This is a genomic window from Sinomonas atrocyanea (genome assembly GCF_030811715.1).
Taxonomy (GTDB): domain Bacteria; phylum Actinomycetota; class Actinomycetes; order Actinomycetales; family Micrococcaceae; genus Sinomonas; species Sinomonas atrocyanea_A.
On the sequence record NZ_JAUSRH010000006.1, the window covers coordinates 1 to 16,606 of the forward strand.

Below are 16,606 nucleotides of genomic sequence, written 5' to 3' on the forward strand. Positions count from 1 at the left end.
TCTCTCGTGGGACTCTAAAAAACACCCCGCCCGCGGGGGGGGGGTGGGGTCTCCTCACCCCCCCCAGCCTTTGTGTGGTGTGATTGGGGGGGGCCCCCCCCCCCCCCCCCAAACCCCCCCCACACTCGTCTGCTCGCACCGGGTGACCTTCGGCGGTATCCGCCCGAGCCCGCTGCGAGGAGCATGCAGTCCATGCGCAGCCGTCACCAGATCGAGGGACACGCGGTGCTGGCCCGGGCGCGGCGCTTCACGGAAGCCCGCGGCAGGGAGCTCGCCGTGGGCGCCGCGCACTGGCGCTACGTCCGGCTCGGCAGCGGGCCGGCGGTGCTCTGGCTCACCGGCGGCCTCCGGCGGGCGGCCCTCGGGTCGGCCTTCCTCGAGCGGCTGGCGGCGACCCATACCGTCGTCGCCCCCGACTATCCTCCCGTGACCGCCTTCGCCGAGGTCGACGCGGGGCTCTCCGCCATCCTCGCGGCCGAGGGGATCGAGCGCTGCGACCTTGTGGGCCAGTCCTACGGAGGCCTGCTCGCCCAGGCCTTCCTGGCCGCCCACCCGGAACGGATCCGACGGCTGGTGCTCTCCAGCAGCGGGCCCGCCGACTACGGGCGCCGGTGGCTGCCCGTGCTCGCGCTCGCCGTCGCGGTGGTGCGGGTGCTGCCGCGGCCCCTGCTCACTCGTCTCCTCGTCCGAGGCCTCAGTGGCCTGCTGCCCTCAGGGCCAGGTCCCCGGGCGGAATGGACCGCGGTGCTGTGGCGCACCATCGGGCGGGACCTGACCCGTGCAGACGCGGTGTCCCACTTCGCCGTCGCCGCCGATGTGGTGCGCAGGGGACTGGTGCGTCCCGACCGGTTCGCGCGCTGGCCCGGGGACGTCATCGTGCTCCGCGCCGAGAACGACCCCACCCAGGCGGCCGAGGACGTCCCCCGGCTGGAGCGGCTGCTGGGCCGGCCCGTGCGGGTCATCTCCATGGGGTCTGCCGGCCACACAGCGGTGCTGCTCGCACCCGACCGCTACGCGCAGTGGCTCGAGGACGCGCTGGCTGTCCGGCCTCTGGACATGTGACAGGCGCGGATCAGCGCACGCTGCTAGCGTCGGGAGCGAACAGGACGGCGCCGCGGCCGCACCCTCCGCAGTCCGTGCGTCCGCCAGCCGTGCCTGTCGCCTGCAGTCGAAGGCCCACCGTAGACCGGTTTGCCCCGAATCCGAGGCCTGCCTCGGGAGAGGAAGGAAGCAGATGACCGACAACCAGCAGGGCGGATGCCCGGTGATGCATGACAGCGCAGCGGCCCAGGGGAGCGCGACGTCGAGCGGCAGCGAGAGCGAGAATCCCGCCATCGATGCCCCCACGGCCAAGACGGACCACCCGCGGAAGAACTCCGACTGGTGGCCGAACAGGCTCGACCTCTCGGTCCTCCACGCCCACCACCCCGCGGGCAACCCGCTCGGCACCGGCTTCAACTACCGCGAGGAGTTCGCGAAGCTGGACCTCGAGGCGCTCAAGCGGGACGTCATCGAGGTCCTGACCACGCCGCAGGACTGGTGGCCCGCCGACTTCGGCCACTACGGCGGCCTCATGATCCGGCTCAGCTGGCACGACGCCGGCACGTACCGGGTGTTCGACGGCCGCGGCGGCGCCGGCGACGGCAGCCAGCGCTTCGCCCCGCTGAACAGCTGGCCGGACAACGCCAACCTCGACAAGGCGCGCCGCCTGCTCTGGCCGGTCAAGCAGAAGTACGGCCAGAAGATCTCCTGGGCGGACCTGCTCGTCTACGCCGGCAACGTGGCCCTCGAGTCCATGGGCTTTGAGACGTTCGGCTTCGCGTTCGGCCGCGAGGACGTGTGGGAGCCGGAGGAGATCTTCTGGGGCTCCGAGGACACGTGGCTCGGCCCCGACCGCTACGTCAGCGAGGACGAGATGGTCCCCGTGGTCGGCGCGACGGAGATGGGCCTCATCTACGTCAACCCCGAGGGCCCCCAGGGCAATCCGGACCCCGCGGCCGCGGCGGTGTTCATCCGCGAGACCTTCGGCCGGATGGCGATGAACGACGAGGAGACCCTCGCGCTGATCGCCGGCGGCCACACGTTCGGCAAGACCCACGGCGCCGCCCCCGCGGACGCCCACGTGGGCCCCGAGCCGGAGGGCGCCGACCTCGAAGCGCAGGGCCTCGGCTGGCTGAGCACCTACGGCAGCGGCAAGGGCTCCGACACCATCACCTCGGGCCTCGAGGTCACCTGGACGGACCGGCCGACCGAGTGGAGCAACCGGTTCTTCGAGATCCTCTTCGGCTACGAGTGGGAGCTCACCAAGAGCCCGGCCGGGGCCTGGCAGTGGGTGGCGAAGGACGCCCCGGAGATCATCCCGGACGCGTTCGACCCGGAGAAGAAGCACCGGCCCACCATGCTCACCACGGACCTCGCGCTGCGCGTGGACCCGACCTACGAGAAGATCGCCCGCCGCTTCCTCGAGCACCCCGACGAGTTCGCGAAGGCCTTCGCGAAGGCCTGGTACAAGCTCCTGCACCGCGACATGGGACCCGTGGGCCCGCACATGCTCGGCCCCTGGGTGCCCGAGCCGCAGGTCTGGCAGGACCCGGTCCCGGCCGTTGACCACGAGCTGGTGGACGAGGCGGACGCCGCCGCGCTCAAGGCCCAGCTCCTCGAGGCGCTCCCGGCCCAGACGCTCCTGCGCACGGCCTGGGCCTCGGCGTCGACCTTCCGCAAGACCGACGGGCGCGGCGGCGCGAACGGGGCCCGCATCCGGCTCGAGCCCCAGCGCGGCTGGGAGGCCAACGAGCCGGAGCAGCTCGACTCCGCGCTGCGGGCCCTCGAGGGCGTGCAGGAGGAGTTCAACGCCGCCCAGACCGGCGGGAAGAGGATCTCCCTCGCCGACCTGATCGTGCTCGGCGGCGCCGCCGCGGTCGAGAAGGCCGCCCGGGACGCCGGCTTCGAGGCGACCGTGCCGTTCCGGCCCGGACGGACCGACGCCACCCAGGAGCAGACGGACGTCCAGTCCGTGGGCTACCTCGAGCCGCGCGCGGACGGGTTCCGCAACTACCTGCGCCCGGGGGAGAAGACCCCGGCCGAGAAGCTGCTCGTGGAGAAGGCCTACATGCTGGGCCTCTCGGCTCCCGAGATGACGGTCCTCGTGGGCGGCCTGCGGGTCCTCGGCGGCAACGTGGGCGGCTCGTCCCACGGCGTCCTCACCGACCGGCCGGGAGCGCTCACCACCGACTTCTTCGTCAACCTGCTCTCTCCGGGCACCCGGTGGAAGGCCTCGGAGACCGAGGAGAACGTCTATGAGATCGCCGACGCCGCCACCGGCCAGCTCAAGTGGACCGCCACGGCCGCGGACCTCGTCTTCGGCTCCAACTCCCAGCTGCGCGCCCTCTCCGAGGTGTACGCGAGCAGCGACGCCGGGCAGAAGTTCGTGGACGACTTCGTCGCCGCCTGGACCAAGGTCATGGAGGCGGACCGCTTCGACCTGCGCTGATACCCTGCGTTGACGGCGTCCGGCTGCTGACGGCCCACCGCTGACCGCTCAGCCGCACTGAGGGCGGAGCCTGCACCCGCAGGCTCCGCCCTCTCTGCTTGCCCGACGCGCCCCCACATGACTCCCCGTGACTCCCCGTGACCGCCCGTGAACCCACCCTTGGGCGGGCCCCCGCCGCTCGTCCATGCTTGAACGCATGATCCCGCAGACCCCCACCCGCACGGTGCGAATGCGCCGATGTCGGGCCCGTCGATAGGCCCCATCCGAGACCTGACGACCTGCGAGACCAAGGACTTCCCCTTCCATGAGCGAGACCACCAAGAACCCCGGGACCATCCGCATCACCGCCGACGCGGGGCCGCCGAAGCGGCGCCGCGGCCTCGCGCTCGGGATCGGTGCCGCCGTCGTCGTCGCCCTCCTCGGCGGGGCCACCGCGGTCGCCGCCGCCGTGATCGGCGGGGAGCAGCGCACGACGCCGGCCTCCGCCGCCGGGGTCCCCGCACCGCAGCTGCGGCTCGGCTACTTCGGCAACGTCACCCACGCCCCGGCGCTCGTGGGCGTCCAGGACGGCCTCTTCGCCAAGACGCTCAAGGACGCCGGCACGGACGGCTTCAGCACCCAGGTGTTCAACGCGGGCCCGGCCGCGGTCGAGGCGCTCAACGCCGGGGCGATCGACGCGGCCTACCTCGGCCCGAACCCCGCCATCAACTCCTTCGTGCAGAGCCACGGCGAGTCCCTCTCCGTGATCGCGGGGGCGGCCGCGGGCGGCGCGCAGCTCGTGGTCAGGCCCGGCATCACGGCCCCGGACCAGCTCAGGGGCGCGGTCCTCGCCACGCCCCAGCTCGGCGGCACCCAGGACGTGGCGCTGCGCGCCTACCTCGCCTCCAAGAACCTGAAGGCCAGCCCCAACGGCGGCGGCGACGTCACGGTCAACCCGACCGACAACGCCCAGACCCTCAAGCTCTTCCAGGACGGCAAGATCGACGGCGCCTGGCTGCCCGAGCCCTGGGCCTCCCGCCTCGTCCTGCAGGCGGGCGCGAAGGTGCTCGTGGACGAGAAGGACCTGTGGGACGGCACTGGCACGGGCAAGCCCGGCCTGTTCCCGACCACCATCCTCGTGGTCAACAGGGCCTTCGCCGCGCAGCACCCGCAGACCGTCGAGGCCCTGCTGCGCGGCCATGTCGCCGCCATCGACTGGCTGGGCCGAGCGACCGCCGCCGAGAAGGCCGCGACCGTCAACGCGGCGCTGAAGAAGGCTGCCGGCTCCGCCCTGCCCGCGAACGTGATCGAGCGCGCCCTGGCCAACATCACGTTCACCACCGACCCGCTCGCGGGCGCCTACCCCAAGCTCCTCGCCGACGGCGTTACCGCGGGCGTCACCAAGCCCGCGGACCTCCACGGCCTCTTCGACCTGCGCGCCCTCAATGCCGTCCTCGCCCGGGGCCCCGGGCACGCCAAGGCCAGCGCCGCCGGCCTGGGCCAAGACTGAAGACCCGGAACTGGAAGCCAGGACTGGGAAGAAGGGACCCCGACATGACTGTGGTGCTCGAGAACCTCGGCAAGCGCTTCGGCGCCGGCGCTCCGGTGCTGGACGGCGTCACGGCCTCGATCGGCCAGGGCGAGTTCGTCGCGCTCCTGGGCGCCTCGGGCTGCGGCAAGTCCACGCTGCTGAACATCATCGCCGGCCTCGAACGGCCCAGCGCGGGCGCGCTCGAGGTGCCGGCGGACGGCGCCGCCTTCATGTTCCAGGAGGCCGCCCTGTACCCCTGGCTCACCGCCCGCGGGAACATCGAGCTCGCCCTGCGCCTGCGCGGCGTGCCCAAGGGCGAGCGGCGGGCGCGCGCCGTCGAGCTCCTCGACCTCGTCCGCCTCGGCGAGGCCGCGGAGAAGCGCCCGCACGAGCTCTCCGGCGGCATGCGCCAGCGCGTCGCCCTCGCCCGCGCCCTGTCCCAGGACCGCCAGGTGCTCCTCATGGACGAGCCGTTCGCCGCGCTCGACGCCATCACCCGCGACCTCCTCCACGAGGAGCTCACCCGGATCTGGCGCGAGACCGGACGGACCATCATCTTCGTCACCCACAACGTCCGCGAGGCCGTGCGGCTGGGCCAGCGCATCCTGCTGCTCTCCTCGCGCCCCGGCCGCGTCGTCTCGGAGTGGGCGGTCGGCGACGCCGTCAAGCACGACGCCGGAGCCTCCGCCGCCCTCGCCAACGAGCTCACCGCCCGCCTCCGGCAGGAGATCGCCCGCCATGCCAAGTAACCCCACGCTCACGGAGCCGGCCTCCCTCGACGCCGAGCTCGCCGCCATCGAGGCCGGCCTGGACGAGCTCCAGTCGGACACCGTGCGGCGGCGCCGGGACCTCTCCCGGGTGCTCCTGCCGCTCATCGCCGTCGTGGTCCTCGTCCTCGCCTGGCAGCTCTACGTCACCCTCGGGCTCAAGCGCCGCGACCTCGTCCCCGGCCCCCTCGACGTCGCCGCCTCCCTCGGACAGCTGTGGGCCGAGGGCAAGGCCCAGGAGGCCGTGTGGACCTCACTCCAGCGCGGCCTGCTCGGCTTCGCCGTGAGCGTGGTCGTGGCCACCCCGCTCGGCCTGCTCCTGGGCCAGGTGAAGACGCTGCGCCGGGCGTTCGGACCGCTCATCTCCGGCCTGCAGGTCCTGCCGTCCGTCGCGTGGGTCCCCGCCGCGATCATCTGGTTCGGGCTCACCGACGCGACCGTCTACTTCGTGGTGCTCATGGGGGCCATCCCCTCGATCGTCAACGGGCTCATCTCCGGGATCGACCAGGTCCCGCCGCAGTACCGCTCCGTCGCGAAGGTCCTGGGCGCCTCCCGGGCCGAGCTCGCGCTCCAGATCATCCTCCCCGCGGCCCTGCCCGGCTACGTCGCCGGGCTCAAGCAGGGCTGGGCGTTCTCGTGGCGCTCCCTCATGGCGGCGGAGATCATCGCGGTGGGCGGAACGCTCGGCTTCGGGCTCGGCTCGCTCCTGGACCAGGGCCGCACGCTCAGCGACATGGGCGTGGTCATGGGTGCGATCCTGATCATCCTCGCCGTCGGCATCGCGATCGAGCTCGCGGTCTTCTCACCCCTCGAGCGGCGCCTCCTGGCACGCCGCGGACTTCTCACCGGAGGCACGCGATGAGCGGCATCGACCTGTACCCCACCTCCCTGCGACTGCTGGGCCGCGACGTGCTCGTAGTCGGCGGCGGGAAGGTCGCCGCCCGCCGCGCGCAGGGCCTGCTCGACGCCGGCGCGAAGGTGACCGTCGTGGCGCCCGAGGCGGCGCACGACGTCGTCCGCCTGGCGGAGGCTGGAGTCGTCGCCTGGGCGCGCCGCGGCTACGAGACGGCCGACCTCGAAGGTGTGTGGTTCGTCCAGACCGCGACCGGGGTGCCCGCCGTGGACGCGCGCGTCGCGGCCGAGGCCGAGGAGCGCCGGATCTGGTGCGTCAACGCCGCCGACCACGAGTCCTCCGCCGCCTGGACCCCTGCCACAGCCCGGGTCGACGACGTGACCGTCGCGGTGAACGCCGGGGGAGACCCTCGCCGCGCCAAGGCCCTCAAGGACGCGGTGGCCCTCGCGCTGCGCACCGGCAAGCTCCCGCTGCGCCGGCGCCGGCAGTTCGCAGGGCGCGTCGCCCTCGTCGGCGGCGGTCCCGGCGACACCGGGCTCATCACGGTCCGCGGGCGGACCCTCCTCGCCGAGGCGGACGTGGTCGTGGCCGACAGGCTCGGCCCGCGCGGACTCCTCGAGGAGCTCGGGGACGGAGTGCGCGTCATCGAGGTCGGCAAGGCCCCCGGCGCGCACACGGCCACCCAGGACGAGATCAACGAGATCCTCGTCCGCGAGGCGCAGGCCGGCAACGTCGTGGTGCGGCTCAAGGGCGGCGATCCCTACGTCCTCGGCCGCGGCGGCGAGGAGGCCGCGTTCTGCCGGCGCCACGGCGTCGACGTCGAGGTGGTCCCCGGGGTCACGAGTGCCGTATCCGTTCCCGCGGCGGCCGGGATCCCGGTCACCCACCGCGGCCTCGCGACCGGATTCAGCGTCGCCACCGGCCACGACGAGCTGACCGAGCTCCCCGCGCGGCCCGACCACACCATCGTCCTGCTCATGGGCGTGCGCCGGCTCGCGGACTCCGCCGCGGTCCTGCGCTCGCGCGGGCTCGGCGACTCGACGCCGGTCGCGATCGTCGAGCGCGGCTGGACCCCCGAGCAGCGCGTCACCATCGGCACACTGGGTACGATCGTTGATCGGGCCCGCGCCGTCGGCGTCGCGAATCCCGCCGTGATCGTCATCGGCGACGTCGTCCGCGTGAGCCCCTACGCGCCGTCGGACGTCGCCGAGGCCCCCCTCTCCACGAACCGCCAGTGACCCGAAGAAGAAGCCAGAAGGAAACCCCGTGACGAACTCCCAGCAGCGCCCGCTGCGCATCGCCATCATCGGCTCCGGCCCGGCGGGCGTCTACGCCGCAGACCTGCTCACCAAGAGCGCCCCCGTCGCCTCCGGCGAGCTGACGCTCAGCATCGACCTCTTCGACCGCTACCCGGCCCCGTACGGGCTGATCCGCTACGGCGTGGCCCCGGACCATCCGCGGATCAAGGGCATCGTCAACGCCCTGCACAAGGTGCTCGACCGCGGCGACATCCGCTTCTTCGGCAACGTGGACTACGGCACGGACCTGTCGCTCGAGGACCTGCAGCGCCACTACGACGCCGTGATCTTCGCCACGGGTGCCATCAAGGACGCCGACCTGAACATCCCCGGCGTCGAGCTGACGGGCTCCTTCGGCGCCGCCGACTTCGTCTCCTGGTACGACGGGCACCCGGACGTGCCGCGCGAGTGGCCGCTCACGGCGAAGGAGATCGCGGTGATCGGCAACGGCAACGTGGCCCTCGACGTGGCCCGCGTCCTGTCCAAGCACGCCGACGAGCTCCTCGTCACCGAGATCCCGGACAACGTCTACCGGGCCCTCAAGTCCAGCCCGGTCACCGATGTGCACGTGTTCGGCCGCCGCGGCCCGGCACAGGTGAAGTTCACCCCGCTCGAGCTGCGCGAGCTGTCCCACTCGCATGACGTCGACATCGTGCTCTACCCGGAGGACTTCGAGTTCGACGAGGCCTCGGACCGCGAGATCCAGACCAACAACCAGGTCAAGACCATGGTCGGCACGCTCACCAACTGGATCGCCGAGCAGCCCGAGGACCCGGCGGAGCTCACCGCGTCCCGCCGCCTCCACCTGCACTTCCTGCAGAGCCCGGTGGAGGTCGTGGACTCGCCCGAGACGCCCGGCCACGTGGCTGGGATCCGGTTCGAGCGCCAGGAGCTCGACGGGACGGGCAACGTCCGGGGGACCGGCGAGTTCGTGGACTACCCCGTCCAGGCCGTCTACCGCGCCATCGGGTACTTCGGCTCGGCCCTGCCCGGGCTCGAGTTCGACCACCGCCGTGGCGTCGTCCCGAACGACGGCGGCCGCGTCCTCGGCGCCGACGGCGAGTTCGTGCCCGGCGTCTACACGACCGGGTGGATCAAGCGCGGCCCCGTGGGCCTCATCGGCCACACCAAGGGCGACGCCCTCGAGACCATCGGCCACCTCCTGGCCGCGCGCGAGGATCTCCCCGCCGCCGCGGAGCCCAGCGAGGCCGCCGTCCAGGAGCTGCTCGAGGCCCGCGGCGTCGAGTACACGACGTGGGAGGGCTGGCTCGCCCTCGACGCGCACGAGAAGGCCCTCGGCGCCGCCGCCGAGCCCGCGCCCACGCACAAGGGCGAGGTCGCGCGCGAGCGCGTCAAGGTGGTCTCCCGCGAGGAGATGGTCGCGATCTCGAACGGCGCCCCCGTCGCCGGCTGACGGGCTCAGGCCTTGGCGACCTTCTTCACCGCGAGCGCGAGGTACAGCTGCACCCGGTCGGCGGTCACGGCCGGGTCGTACCCCGTGAGCTCGGCGATCTGCCCGAGCCGGTAGCGCACGGTGTTCCGGTGCAGGTTGAGCTGCTCGGCCACCTGCGCCACCGAGCCGTTGAGGTTCAGGTACGTCTCGAGCGTGTGCACGAGCTCCGAGCCGTGCTGCCGGTCGAACCGGACCAGCGGGCCCACGGCCTCGCCGGCCATGTCGGCGAGCGGCACGTCCTCGCTCGCGAGCAGCAGGGACGTGATGCTCAGGCGCTCGGGCTCGTTGACGTCGAGCCCGCGCCCGGCCGCCTCCTTGGCCTCGAAGTAGCTCCACCGCAGGCCGTTCGGCTTGGTGTACGAGCCGCCGATCCCGATCGTCGCGTGGATCCCCGCCTCGGTGAGGTGGTCGGACAGTGCGCGGCCCAGCCCGGGTGCGCGGGCGCCGTCGTCCTCCACCACGACGACGAGGTCCCGGTCGAGCGTCGCGGTGACCGCGCCGTCGAGCGCGGCCGGGAGGGTGGTGCCGCGGAGGTTGCGGTGGTGCGCGGCGGACTCGGCGAGGATCACCACGTTGCGTTTGGTCGAGTTGATCCCGGTCCCGGCGAGGCGGCGGGAGGCCTCGTCGGCGTCGAGGGTCCCGCGCACCACGTCGTTGACCACCTGCCCGGTCAGCGCCCGCTGGGCCTGGCGCTGCTTCATGAGGTTGCTGAGCTCGATGCTGATGAGGTTCTGGGCGTAGGAGATGATGCCCGTGTCCTCGAAGGGCTTCTTGGCCCAGAGGGTGCATGCGTCGCGGCGGCCGGTGGGAATGGGGAAGGGCACCCACCGGTCCATCGACGGCATGCCGGCCTCCGGGCTGGAGGCGTAGAGCTGGGCGGTGAACTGGGTCAGGATCAGCTCCGTGCCGAGCATGGAGCCGAGGTGGCGGAGCAGCTCTTGGAGGCCGCCGCCGGTCAGGAGCGAGCGGGCGAGCACCTGGTGGGCGGCGATGAGGCGCTCGAGGCTCGCGTAGTGGTCGGAGGAGTGCGAGTCGGCGACGAGCTTGCCGATGGCCATGAAGGGGGTGCGGTAGGGCACCTCGACCACGGGGACGCCCCACCGATTGGCCTCGGCGATGAGCGCCGGCGGGATGGAGTCGTGGCCGAGGGCCACGCCGAAGCCGATCCCGAGGGCGCCGGCGCGCTGGAGGACGCGCACGAACCGCCGCTGCTCGGCCGCGGTGCGCTGGCGCACGCCGGTGGTGAGGACGAGCTCGCCGCCGGTGAGGAACGGGGCCGGGTTCTCGAGCTCCGTGACGGCAACCCAGCGGATCTCCTCGCGCAGCGTCGAGGTGGCCGAGCCGGCGAGCCGCAGGCCGAGGTCGGGGTGCGCGAGAAGGTCGGCGAGGGTCAGGGCCATGCCCTCAATGATAGGGGAGCAGGCTAGCCGATCGCACGAGAGCGACGGCGAAGCCTCGTGCGATCGGCCATTCATCGTGTGGCGTGTCTCGCACTAGGTTGGGACCGACGAAAGGAACCCCAGTCATGGACATCCAGTACCGCCTCGAGCAGAAGCGCAAGGTCCTCGCGGACTTCCCCGGCCCCCGCTCCCTCGAGCTCGCCGCCCGCCGCGCCCAGGCCGTCGCCGCGGGTGTCGCCTCGTCCGTCCCGGTCTACGTCGCGGACGCCGACGGCGGCATCATCCACGACGTCGACGGCAACTCCTTCATCGACCTCGGCTCCGGCATCGCCGTGACCACCGTCGGCGCCTCCGACGCCGCCGTCGTGGGCGCCGTCAAGGAGCAGGTCGAGCACTTCACCCACACCTGCTTCATGGTGTCCCCGTACGAGGGCTACGTCGCCGTGGCCGAGAAGCTCAACCAGCTGACCCCCGGCGAGCACGCCAAGCGGACCGTGCTGTTCAACTCCGGCGCCGAGGCCGTCGAGAACGCCATCAAGATCGCCCGCATCGCCACCGGCCGCACCGCCGTCGTCGCCTTCGACCATGCCTACCACGGCCGCACCAACCTCACGATGGGCCTCACCGCGAAGGCCATGCCGTACAAGCACGGGTTCGGCCCGTTCGCCGGCGAGGTCTACCGGGCGCCCATGAGCTACCCGTTCCGTGAGGAGAACCCGCAGATCACGGGCAAGGAGGCCGCCGAGCGCGCCATCCTCATGATGAGCAAGCAGATCGGCGCGGACCAGATCGCGGCCATCATCATCGAGCCCATCCAGGGCGAGGGCGGCTTCATCGTCCCGGCCGACGGCTTCCTCCCGCGACTGGCGGAGTTCGCCAAGGAGAACGGCATCGTCTTCATCGCGGACGAGGTCCAGTCCGGGTTCGCCCGCACCGGCGAGTGGTTCGCCGTCCAGCACGAGGGCGTGGTCCCGGACCTCGTCACCACCGCCAAGGGCATCGCCGGCGGCATGCCGCTCTCGGCCGTGACCGGCCGCGCCGAGCTGCTCGACGCCGTCCACGGTGGCGGCCTCGGCGGCACGTACGGCGGCAACCCCGTCGCATGCGCCGCTGCGCTCGCGGCGATCGACACCATGGAGACCCAGGACCTCCGGGGCCGCGCCCGCGAGATCGAGGCCACCGTCAAGGAGCGCCTCGGCAAGCTCCAGGCGGAGCTCGGCGAGGCGAGCATCATCGGCGAGGTCCGCGGCCGCGGAGCCATGCTCGCCCTCGAGTTCGTCGAGCGCGGCAGCGCCTCCACGGCCAAGGTCCCGGACGCCGCGGCGACGAAGAAGATCGCCGAGTACTGCCTCAAGGAGGGCGTCATCATCCTCACCTGCGGCACGTACGGCAACGTCGTCCGCCTCCTGCCGCCGCTCGTGATCTCGGACGAACTGCTCGCCGACGCGCTCGACGTGCTCGAGGCGGCCATCCGCTCCGTCGCGTAGCGGCACAGGTCCTCCAGCGAGCCTCCGGCGACACGGCCCTCTGCGGGCCGACCGGCCGGTAGAGTCTGCGGTACCAAGCTGCAGACCGGACGAGGGCGCCCGGGATCCCGGGCGCCCTCGCCGTCTGCCGTGACGCGACCTGTGAAGGGGTGGCCCATGCGTTATGTCGTCGGATACCAGCCGGACCAGCGGGGTGCGGACGCGGTGGCCCTCGCCGTCGCGATCGCCCGGGCGCAGGGCGCCACGCTGGACCTCATGCTCGTGCTCGGGGAGGACGCCCCCTACATCGCGGCGAACCCCGACGGCCCGCGGGTCCACCCCGAGGAGCAGCGGACCCTCACCGCCCAGCGCCAGGCGCTGGCCCTCGTGCCCGCTGACGTCGAGGCCACCTTCCATGTGCGCCACGGCCACTCCTTCGCCGCGACCCTGATCGAGGCCGCGGTGGAGTTCGAGGCCGCCCTGATCGTGGTCGGCGCCGCGAGCAACGGGCTCTTCAAGCGGTACACGGTCGGCTCGGTCGCGAATGCGCTCCTGCACGCCTCGCCCGTGCCCGTGGCGCTCGCGCCGCGCGGGTACCACCGCACGGACCCGGTGGAGCGCATCACGGCGTTCATCGGCCGCCGCGAGGGGGCCGACGCCGCGGTCGACGTCGCGCTCATTGCCGCCGGGCGGCGCAATGTGCCGCTCCGCTTCGTCTCGCTCGTCGAGCTCGACGAGCGGGGGGACTCCGGGGAGAACATCAACGCGGCCCACCGCCACGCGAACACCGTCCTGACCGAGGCGGCGCGCCGCCTGCCCGCCGGCCACGAGGCGAGCGTGGAGGTGGCGCACGGCCGCACCCTCGAGGAGGCCGTGGACAGCCTCGACTGGCTCGAGGGCGAGCTCGTCATCATCGGCTCGAGCCGGCTCGCGCAGAAGAACCAGCTCTTCCTCGGCTCGACGGCGAACAAGGTCCTGCGCGCCCTGCCGGTGCCCATGGTCGTGGTGCCGCGCGACTACGAGCGGGCCGAATCCCACCCGCTGGGCTGAGCGCCATGGACTTCGCGGCCAGCATCAGCACCGCCGAGCCCGAGCAGGCGCCCCGCGCCGTCCCGACCGAGGGGCTCGTGATCGAGCATCACCGCACCCGGGCGGCCGAGGTCTCGTTCGCCGTTCCCTCCGGCGGGCACCTCCTGCACCTGGCGATCGCGACGTGCGTGTTCAACGACCTGCACGCCGCCGCCCATGCCCGGGGGATCACCCTCGGCCGGGTCCAGGTCCGCGCCGACGGCGGATTCGACGAGGCCCTGACCCGCTCGACGGGGGTCGAGCTCGATATTGAGGCCGAGGGCACCGGCCACCTCGACGAGCTCGGCGCCCTCGTGCAGGGCGTCGTCGAGAATGCCGTGATCGTGCGGATCGTCAGGGCGTCCGCCGAGGTGCGCCTCCGCTCGCTCGAACTGCGCTCAACGCCGCCCGGACCCGTCTAGCCCCCCCGTCCCCGGTCCCCGGTTTCGGGTACGCATCTCGTCGCGGCTCTGGCGTTTCTGGTACAGATCTCGTCGCCCTTTCCGGCTTTCGGGTACGCCCGACGGCGGTGCCCGGCCCGCGCGAGCCTGGCACCGCCGTCGGGCGTCGCCGGCGCCTTTACGCTCCGAGCGGGAGGGGACACCATGGACCATGAGCGCAGAACCGCACGCCGCGCCCCCGCTTCCCGCAGCCGGTGACGAGCGCGCCGCGCCTCCGCAGGCCCCGGGCGCATCCCCGGCGGTCCTCGCCACCATCCTCGCGACCGAGCACTGGAGCCTGCTCGGCACACGGGGCATGCTCTGGAACGAGCTCATGAGCCGGATCAGCATCCACCTCACGGTCTCCTCGGCGTCGCTTGTGGTGCTCGCACTCGTTGCGCAGGCGACGGGGTTCGGCGCCGGGTTCTGGGTGATGGCGATAGGGCTCGCGTCCATGCTCCTGGTGCTCGGGTCGCTGACGCTCCTGCGCGTCTCGATCGGCAGCCAGGAGGACCACCTGCTGATCGCCGGCATGAACCGGCTCCGCGGGGCCTACCGCGACCTCGCGCCCGGGATCGACGCTTCCTTCATCACCTCGACCTCCGACGACGCGGAAGGAACCTTCGTCACGTACACCCTGGGGGCGCGGCGTCCGGTGCTGCTGCATGCGGTCTCGAGCACGGGGTTCTTCCTCACGTGCTTCAACTCGATGGTGGCGGGGGTGCTCGGCGCTCTCATCGCGTTCGTCTCCGGCGGCTCGGCGCTCCTCGTCGCGCTCGTCGGGACGGCAGCGGGCGTCGCGTACCTCGCCGCGTCCACCCTCACCGCGGGGAGGATCTTCGGTCGTCTGGGCGCCCCGCCTGGACATGTGGCGACCGAAACCCGGAAAGACTAGCGGGTTCCGCGTGCGCGGACGGACGACGGCGCGTGGCCGGGCCGCGCGGGCCGGGAACCCGCCGTCGTGCGTCGGCGCGTGGTGCCGTGCGTACCCGGAACGCCGAAAGGGCGTCGAGATGCGTACCCGGAACGCCGGAAGGGCGTCGAGATGCGTACCCGGAACGGGTCAGGCGGGGCGGTGCGCCGCGTCCAGGCCGGCCCGGCGCAGGGCCGCGCGGCGGCGGCCGGAGACGAGCAGCATGTCCGCGGTCAGCACCGCGAGGGCGGCCCAGACGATCCCGAACCCGATCCACCGTTCTGGGGCCATGTGCTCGCCGAGGACCGTCACGGCCATCGTGAACTGCAGCAGGGGGGCGAGGTACTGGAGGAGCCCCACGGTCGTCATCGGCAGGCGGCGCGCGGCGGCGCCGAAGAGCAGGAGGGGGACCGCGGTGATGACCCCGCTCGCGGCGAGGAGCCAGAAGTGCCCGGCGCCGTGCCCGGTGAGCGTCAGCGTCCCGGCCGCCCCGAGCCACCCGACGACTCCGAGGGCGAACGGGGTGAGCACGATCGTCTCCATGGTCAGGCTCGTGACGGCGTCCACCTTGGCGCCGACGCGGTTCTTGACGAGCCCGTAGAAGCCGAAGCTGAAGGCGAGGATCAGGGCGATCCACGGGACGCGCCCGTAGGCCACCGTGAGGACCACCACCGCGACCGCGCCCGTGCCCACTGCTGCCCACTGGAGCGGACGCAGCCGCTCCTTGAGCACCAGCACGCCGAGGAGCACGGACACGAGGGGGTTGATGAAGTACCCGAGGGCGGCCTCGATCGTCTGCCCGCTCAGGACGCCGAAGGTGTAGGTCAGCCAGTTGACGGCGATGAGCCCGGCCGCGAGGGCGAGCGCCCAGAACGTCCGGCCGCTGCGGAACACGTCGGCGAGAGCCCGCCAGGAGCGGGTCACCGCGATGAGCACGAGGCACACGACGAGGGAGAAGAGGACGCGGTCCGCGACGATCTCGACGGGCCCGGCGGGGGCGAGCGTCATGAAGTAGAGGGGGAGGAGGCCCCACAGCCCGTAGGCACCGATGCCGTAGAGGAGGCCGGTCGTCCCGCCCGGGCGGGCGCGGTCGGCGGCGGTTCTCGTGGGGGCGGGGGCGGCTGCGGTCGGCTCAGAGGTCACGGCTGCAGCCAACGCTGCCGTGCGCCGGGTTATTCCCGCGCCTGCCCCCAGCCGCGGGACGTGCACAGCCACAGGGCGACGGCGGCGGCGAGCGCGTCGACGGCCAGGAGGGAGACGAGCACCACGAGCTGCACGATCGCGGCGTCGACGGGGCTCGCACCGCCGAGCACCATGCCCACGAACGCCCCGGGCAGGGTCACCGTGCCCACGGTCCGCGTCTGGTCGAGGGGCGGGACGAGGGCCTCCCGGGCCGTGTGCCGGGCGACGAGGAGCCGCGCCGCGGGCCACTCGAACCCGAGCGCCACGGCGGCCTCGACCTCTCCGCGCCGCCCCGCGAGCTCCGCCGCGACGCGGCGGCCGGCGAGGCTCGCCGTCGTCATCGCCCCGCCCACCTGCTGGCCCACGAGAGCGATGAGGGCCAGGCCCTCGAACGGCAGGACCCCGGTGGCCAGGAGCGCGGCGGAGGCCGGCAGCACCCCGGCGGCGATCGGCGCGGCGGCCCACCACCAGCGGGCCGGGTCGACGCGTCGTCCTGTCGTGGCGGTCGCGACGGCGAACATGAGCGCGGCGAACCCGAGCGCGAGCCACGGGCTCTGCCCGAGCTGGGAGACGAGGAGGGCGACGACGGCGAGCTGGCCGACGGCGCGGAGGCTCGCCGCGAGCGGGGGGATCCACCCGCCGCCGAGTGCCCAGCGGTGGACGGCCGCGGCGGCGGCGGCGAGGACGACGACGGAGACGACGACGCCGGGCCCGAGTCCCAGAAGCGTCCCGGTCTGCACGAGAACTACAATAGGGGGCTGGGCGC

Annotated in this window: 14 protein-coding genes; 11 read left to right on the top strand and 3 right to left on the bottom strand. The window is 72.9% G+C overall.

Annotation, left to right across the window (positions count from 1 at the left end; translation table 11 throughout):
• Positions 1-192 precede the first annotated feature (192 nt).
• From J2W21_RS10755 to J2W21_RS10785, 7 genes are all read left to right on the top strand, one after another.
• Entirely contained in the window at positions 193-1,062 is an 870-nt protein-coding gene (locus J2W21_RS10755) for an alpha/beta fold hydrolase (protein WP_307114517.1), read from the top strand.
• A 172-nt stretch (positions 1,063-1,234) separates the two neighbouring features.
• A complete protein-coding gene (gene katG / locus J2W21_RS10760) occupies positions 1,235-3,490 on the top strand; it encodes a catalase/peroxidase HPI (RefSeq protein WP_307114518.1) in 2,256 nt (751 codons plus the stop codon).
• 304 nt (positions 3,491-3,794) lie between these two features.
• Complete coding sequence (locus tag J2W21_RS10765) at positions 3,795-4,979, top strand: ABC transporter substrate-binding protein (RefSeq protein ID WP_307114519.1); 1,185 nt, start codon at positions 3,795-3,797, stop codon at positions 4,977-4,979.
• A 44-nt stretch (positions 4,980-5,023) separates the two neighbouring features.
• Positions 5,024-5,749 (top strand): ABC transporter ATP-binding protein, encoded by a 726-nt coding sequence (locus tag J2W21_RS10770; RefSeq protein WP_307114520.1) that lies wholly within the window; start codon positions 5,024-5,026, stop codon positions 5,747-5,749.
• Complete coding sequence (locus tag J2W21_RS10775) at positions 5,739-6,629, top strand: ABC transporter permease (RefSeq protein WP_307114521.1); 891 nt, start codon at positions 5,739-5,741, stop codon at positions 6,627-6,629. Before J2W21_RS10770 ends, J2W21_RS10775 begins: the two co-directional genes overlap by 11 nt.
• Entirely contained in the window at positions 6,626-7,858 is a 1,233-nt protein-coding gene (gene cobA, locus J2W21_RS10780) for a uroporphyrinogen-III C-methyltransferase (RefSeq protein ID WP_307114522.1), read from the top strand. Before J2W21_RS10775 ends, cobA begins: the two co-directional genes overlap by 4 nt.
• Positions 7,859-7,886: 28 nt before the next feature.
• On the top strand, positions 7,887-9,332 hold the full coding sequence (locus tag J2W21_RS10785; RefSeq protein WP_307114523.1) for an FAD-dependent oxidoreductase: 1,446 nt from the start codon (positions 7,887-7,889) through the stop codon (positions 9,330-9,332).
• Positions 9,333-9,337: 5 nt separating this feature from the next.
• Here J2W21_RS10785 and J2W21_RS10790 read toward each other — a convergent pair whose 3' ends face one another.
• Positions 9,338-10,771, bottom strand: coding sequence for a PucR family transcriptional regulator (locus tag J2W21_RS10790; protein ID WP_307114524.1), 1,434 nt, complete (start codon positions 10,769-10,771; stop codon positions 9,338-9,340).
• A gap of 125 nt (positions 10,772-10,896) precedes the next feature.
• On the opposite strand from J2W21_RS10790, the gene gabT reads away from it, so the two are divergent.
• The 4 genes from gabT to J2W21_RS10810 all read left to right on the top strand — a co-directional run bounded on the left by gabT (position 10,897) and on the right by J2W21_RS10810 (position 14,640).
• Entirely contained in the window at positions 10,897-12,258 is a 1,362-nt protein-coding gene (gene gabT / locus J2W21_RS10795; RefSeq protein WP_307114525.1) for a 4-aminobutyrate--2-oxoglutarate transaminase, read from the top strand.
• Between the two features lie 156 nt (positions 12,259-12,414).
• Positions 12,415-13,287: a universal stress protein gene (locus tag J2W21_RS10800; RefSeq protein WP_307114526.1), complete on the top strand. Its 873-nt coding sequence runs from the start codon at positions 12,415-12,417 to the stop codon at positions 13,285-13,287.
• A 5-nt stretch (positions 13,288-13,292) separates the two neighbouring features.
• Complete coding sequence (locus J2W21_RS10805; protein WP_307114527.1) at positions 13,293-13,727, top strand: OsmC family protein; 435 nt, start codon at positions 13,293-13,295, stop codon at positions 13,725-13,727.
• A gap of 190 nt (positions 13,728-13,917) precedes the next feature.
• The gene (locus J2W21_RS10810) at positions 13,918-14,640 is read left to right on the top strand and encodes a hypothetical protein (RefSeq protein WP_307114528.1); all 723 of its coding nucleotides are present in this window, start codon (positions 13,918-13,920) and stop codon (positions 14,638-14,640) included.
• 168 nt (positions 14,641-14,808) lie between these two features.
• On the opposite strand, the gene rarD is transcribed toward J2W21_RS10810, so the two are convergent.
• Positions 14,809-15,801: an EamA family transporter RarD gene (gene rarD, locus J2W21_RS10815; RefSeq protein WP_307114529.1), complete on the bottom strand. Its 993-nt coding sequence runs from the start codon at positions 15,799-15,801 to the stop codon at positions 14,809-14,811.
• A 29-nt stretch (positions 15,802-15,830) separates the two neighbouring features.
• On the bottom strand, positions 15,831-16,580 hold the full coding sequence (locus J2W21_RS10820) for an ABC transporter permease (RefSeq protein ID WP_307114530.1): 750 nt from the start codon (positions 16,578-16,580) through the stop codon (positions 15,831-15,833).
• Positions 16,581-16,606 lie beyond the last annotated feature (26 nt).

What these genes read in the sequence shown, in the direction of transcription:
- gabT (WP_307114525.1), top strand. Translation starts at nt 10,897, where the DNA reads ATGGACATCCAGTACCGCCTCGAGCAGAAGCGCAAGGTCCTCGCGGAC.
- katG (WP_307114518.1), top strand. Translation starts at nt 1,235, where the DNA reads ATGACCGACAACCAGCAGGGCGGATGCCCGGTGATGCATGACAGCGCA.
- cobA (WP_307114522.1), top strand. Translation starts at nt 6,626, where the DNA reads ATGAGCGGCATCGACCTGTACCCCACCTCCCTGCGACTGCTGGGCCGC.
- J2W21_RS10765 (WP_307114519.1), top strand. Translation starts at nt 3,795, where the DNA reads ATGAGCGAGACCACCAAGAACCCCGGGACCATCCGCATCACCGCCGAC.
- J2W21_RS10770 (WP_307114520.1), top strand. Translation starts at nt 5,024, where the DNA reads ATGACTGTGGTGCTCGAGAACCTCGGCAAGCGCTTCGGCGCCGGCGCT.
- J2W21_RS10805 (WP_307114527.1), top strand. Translation starts at nt 13,293, where the DNA reads ATGGACTTCGCGGCCAGCATCAGCACCGCCGAGCCCGAGCAGGCGCCC.
- J2W21_RS10790 (WP_307114524.1), bottom strand. Translation starts at nt 10,771, where the DNA reads ATGGCCCTGACCCTCGCCGACCTTCTCGCGCACCCCGACCTCGGCCTG.
- J2W21_RS10800 (WP_307114526.1), top strand. Translation starts at nt 12,415, where the DNA reads ATGCGTTATGTCGTCGGATACCAGCCGGACCAGCGGGGTGCGGACGCG.
- J2W21_RS10810 (WP_307114528.1), top strand. Translation starts at nt 13,918, where the DNA reads ATGAGCGCAGAACCGCACGCCGCGCCCCCGCTTCCCGCAGCCGGTGAC.
- J2W21_RS10755 (WP_307114517.1), top strand. Translation starts at nt 193, where the DNA reads ATGCGCAGCCGTCACCAGATCGAGGGACACGCGGTGCTGGCCCGGGCG.
- J2W21_RS10775 (WP_307114521.1), top strand. Translation starts at nt 5,739, where the DNA reads ATGCCAAGTAACCCCACGCTCACGGAGCCGGCCTCCCTCGACGCCGAG.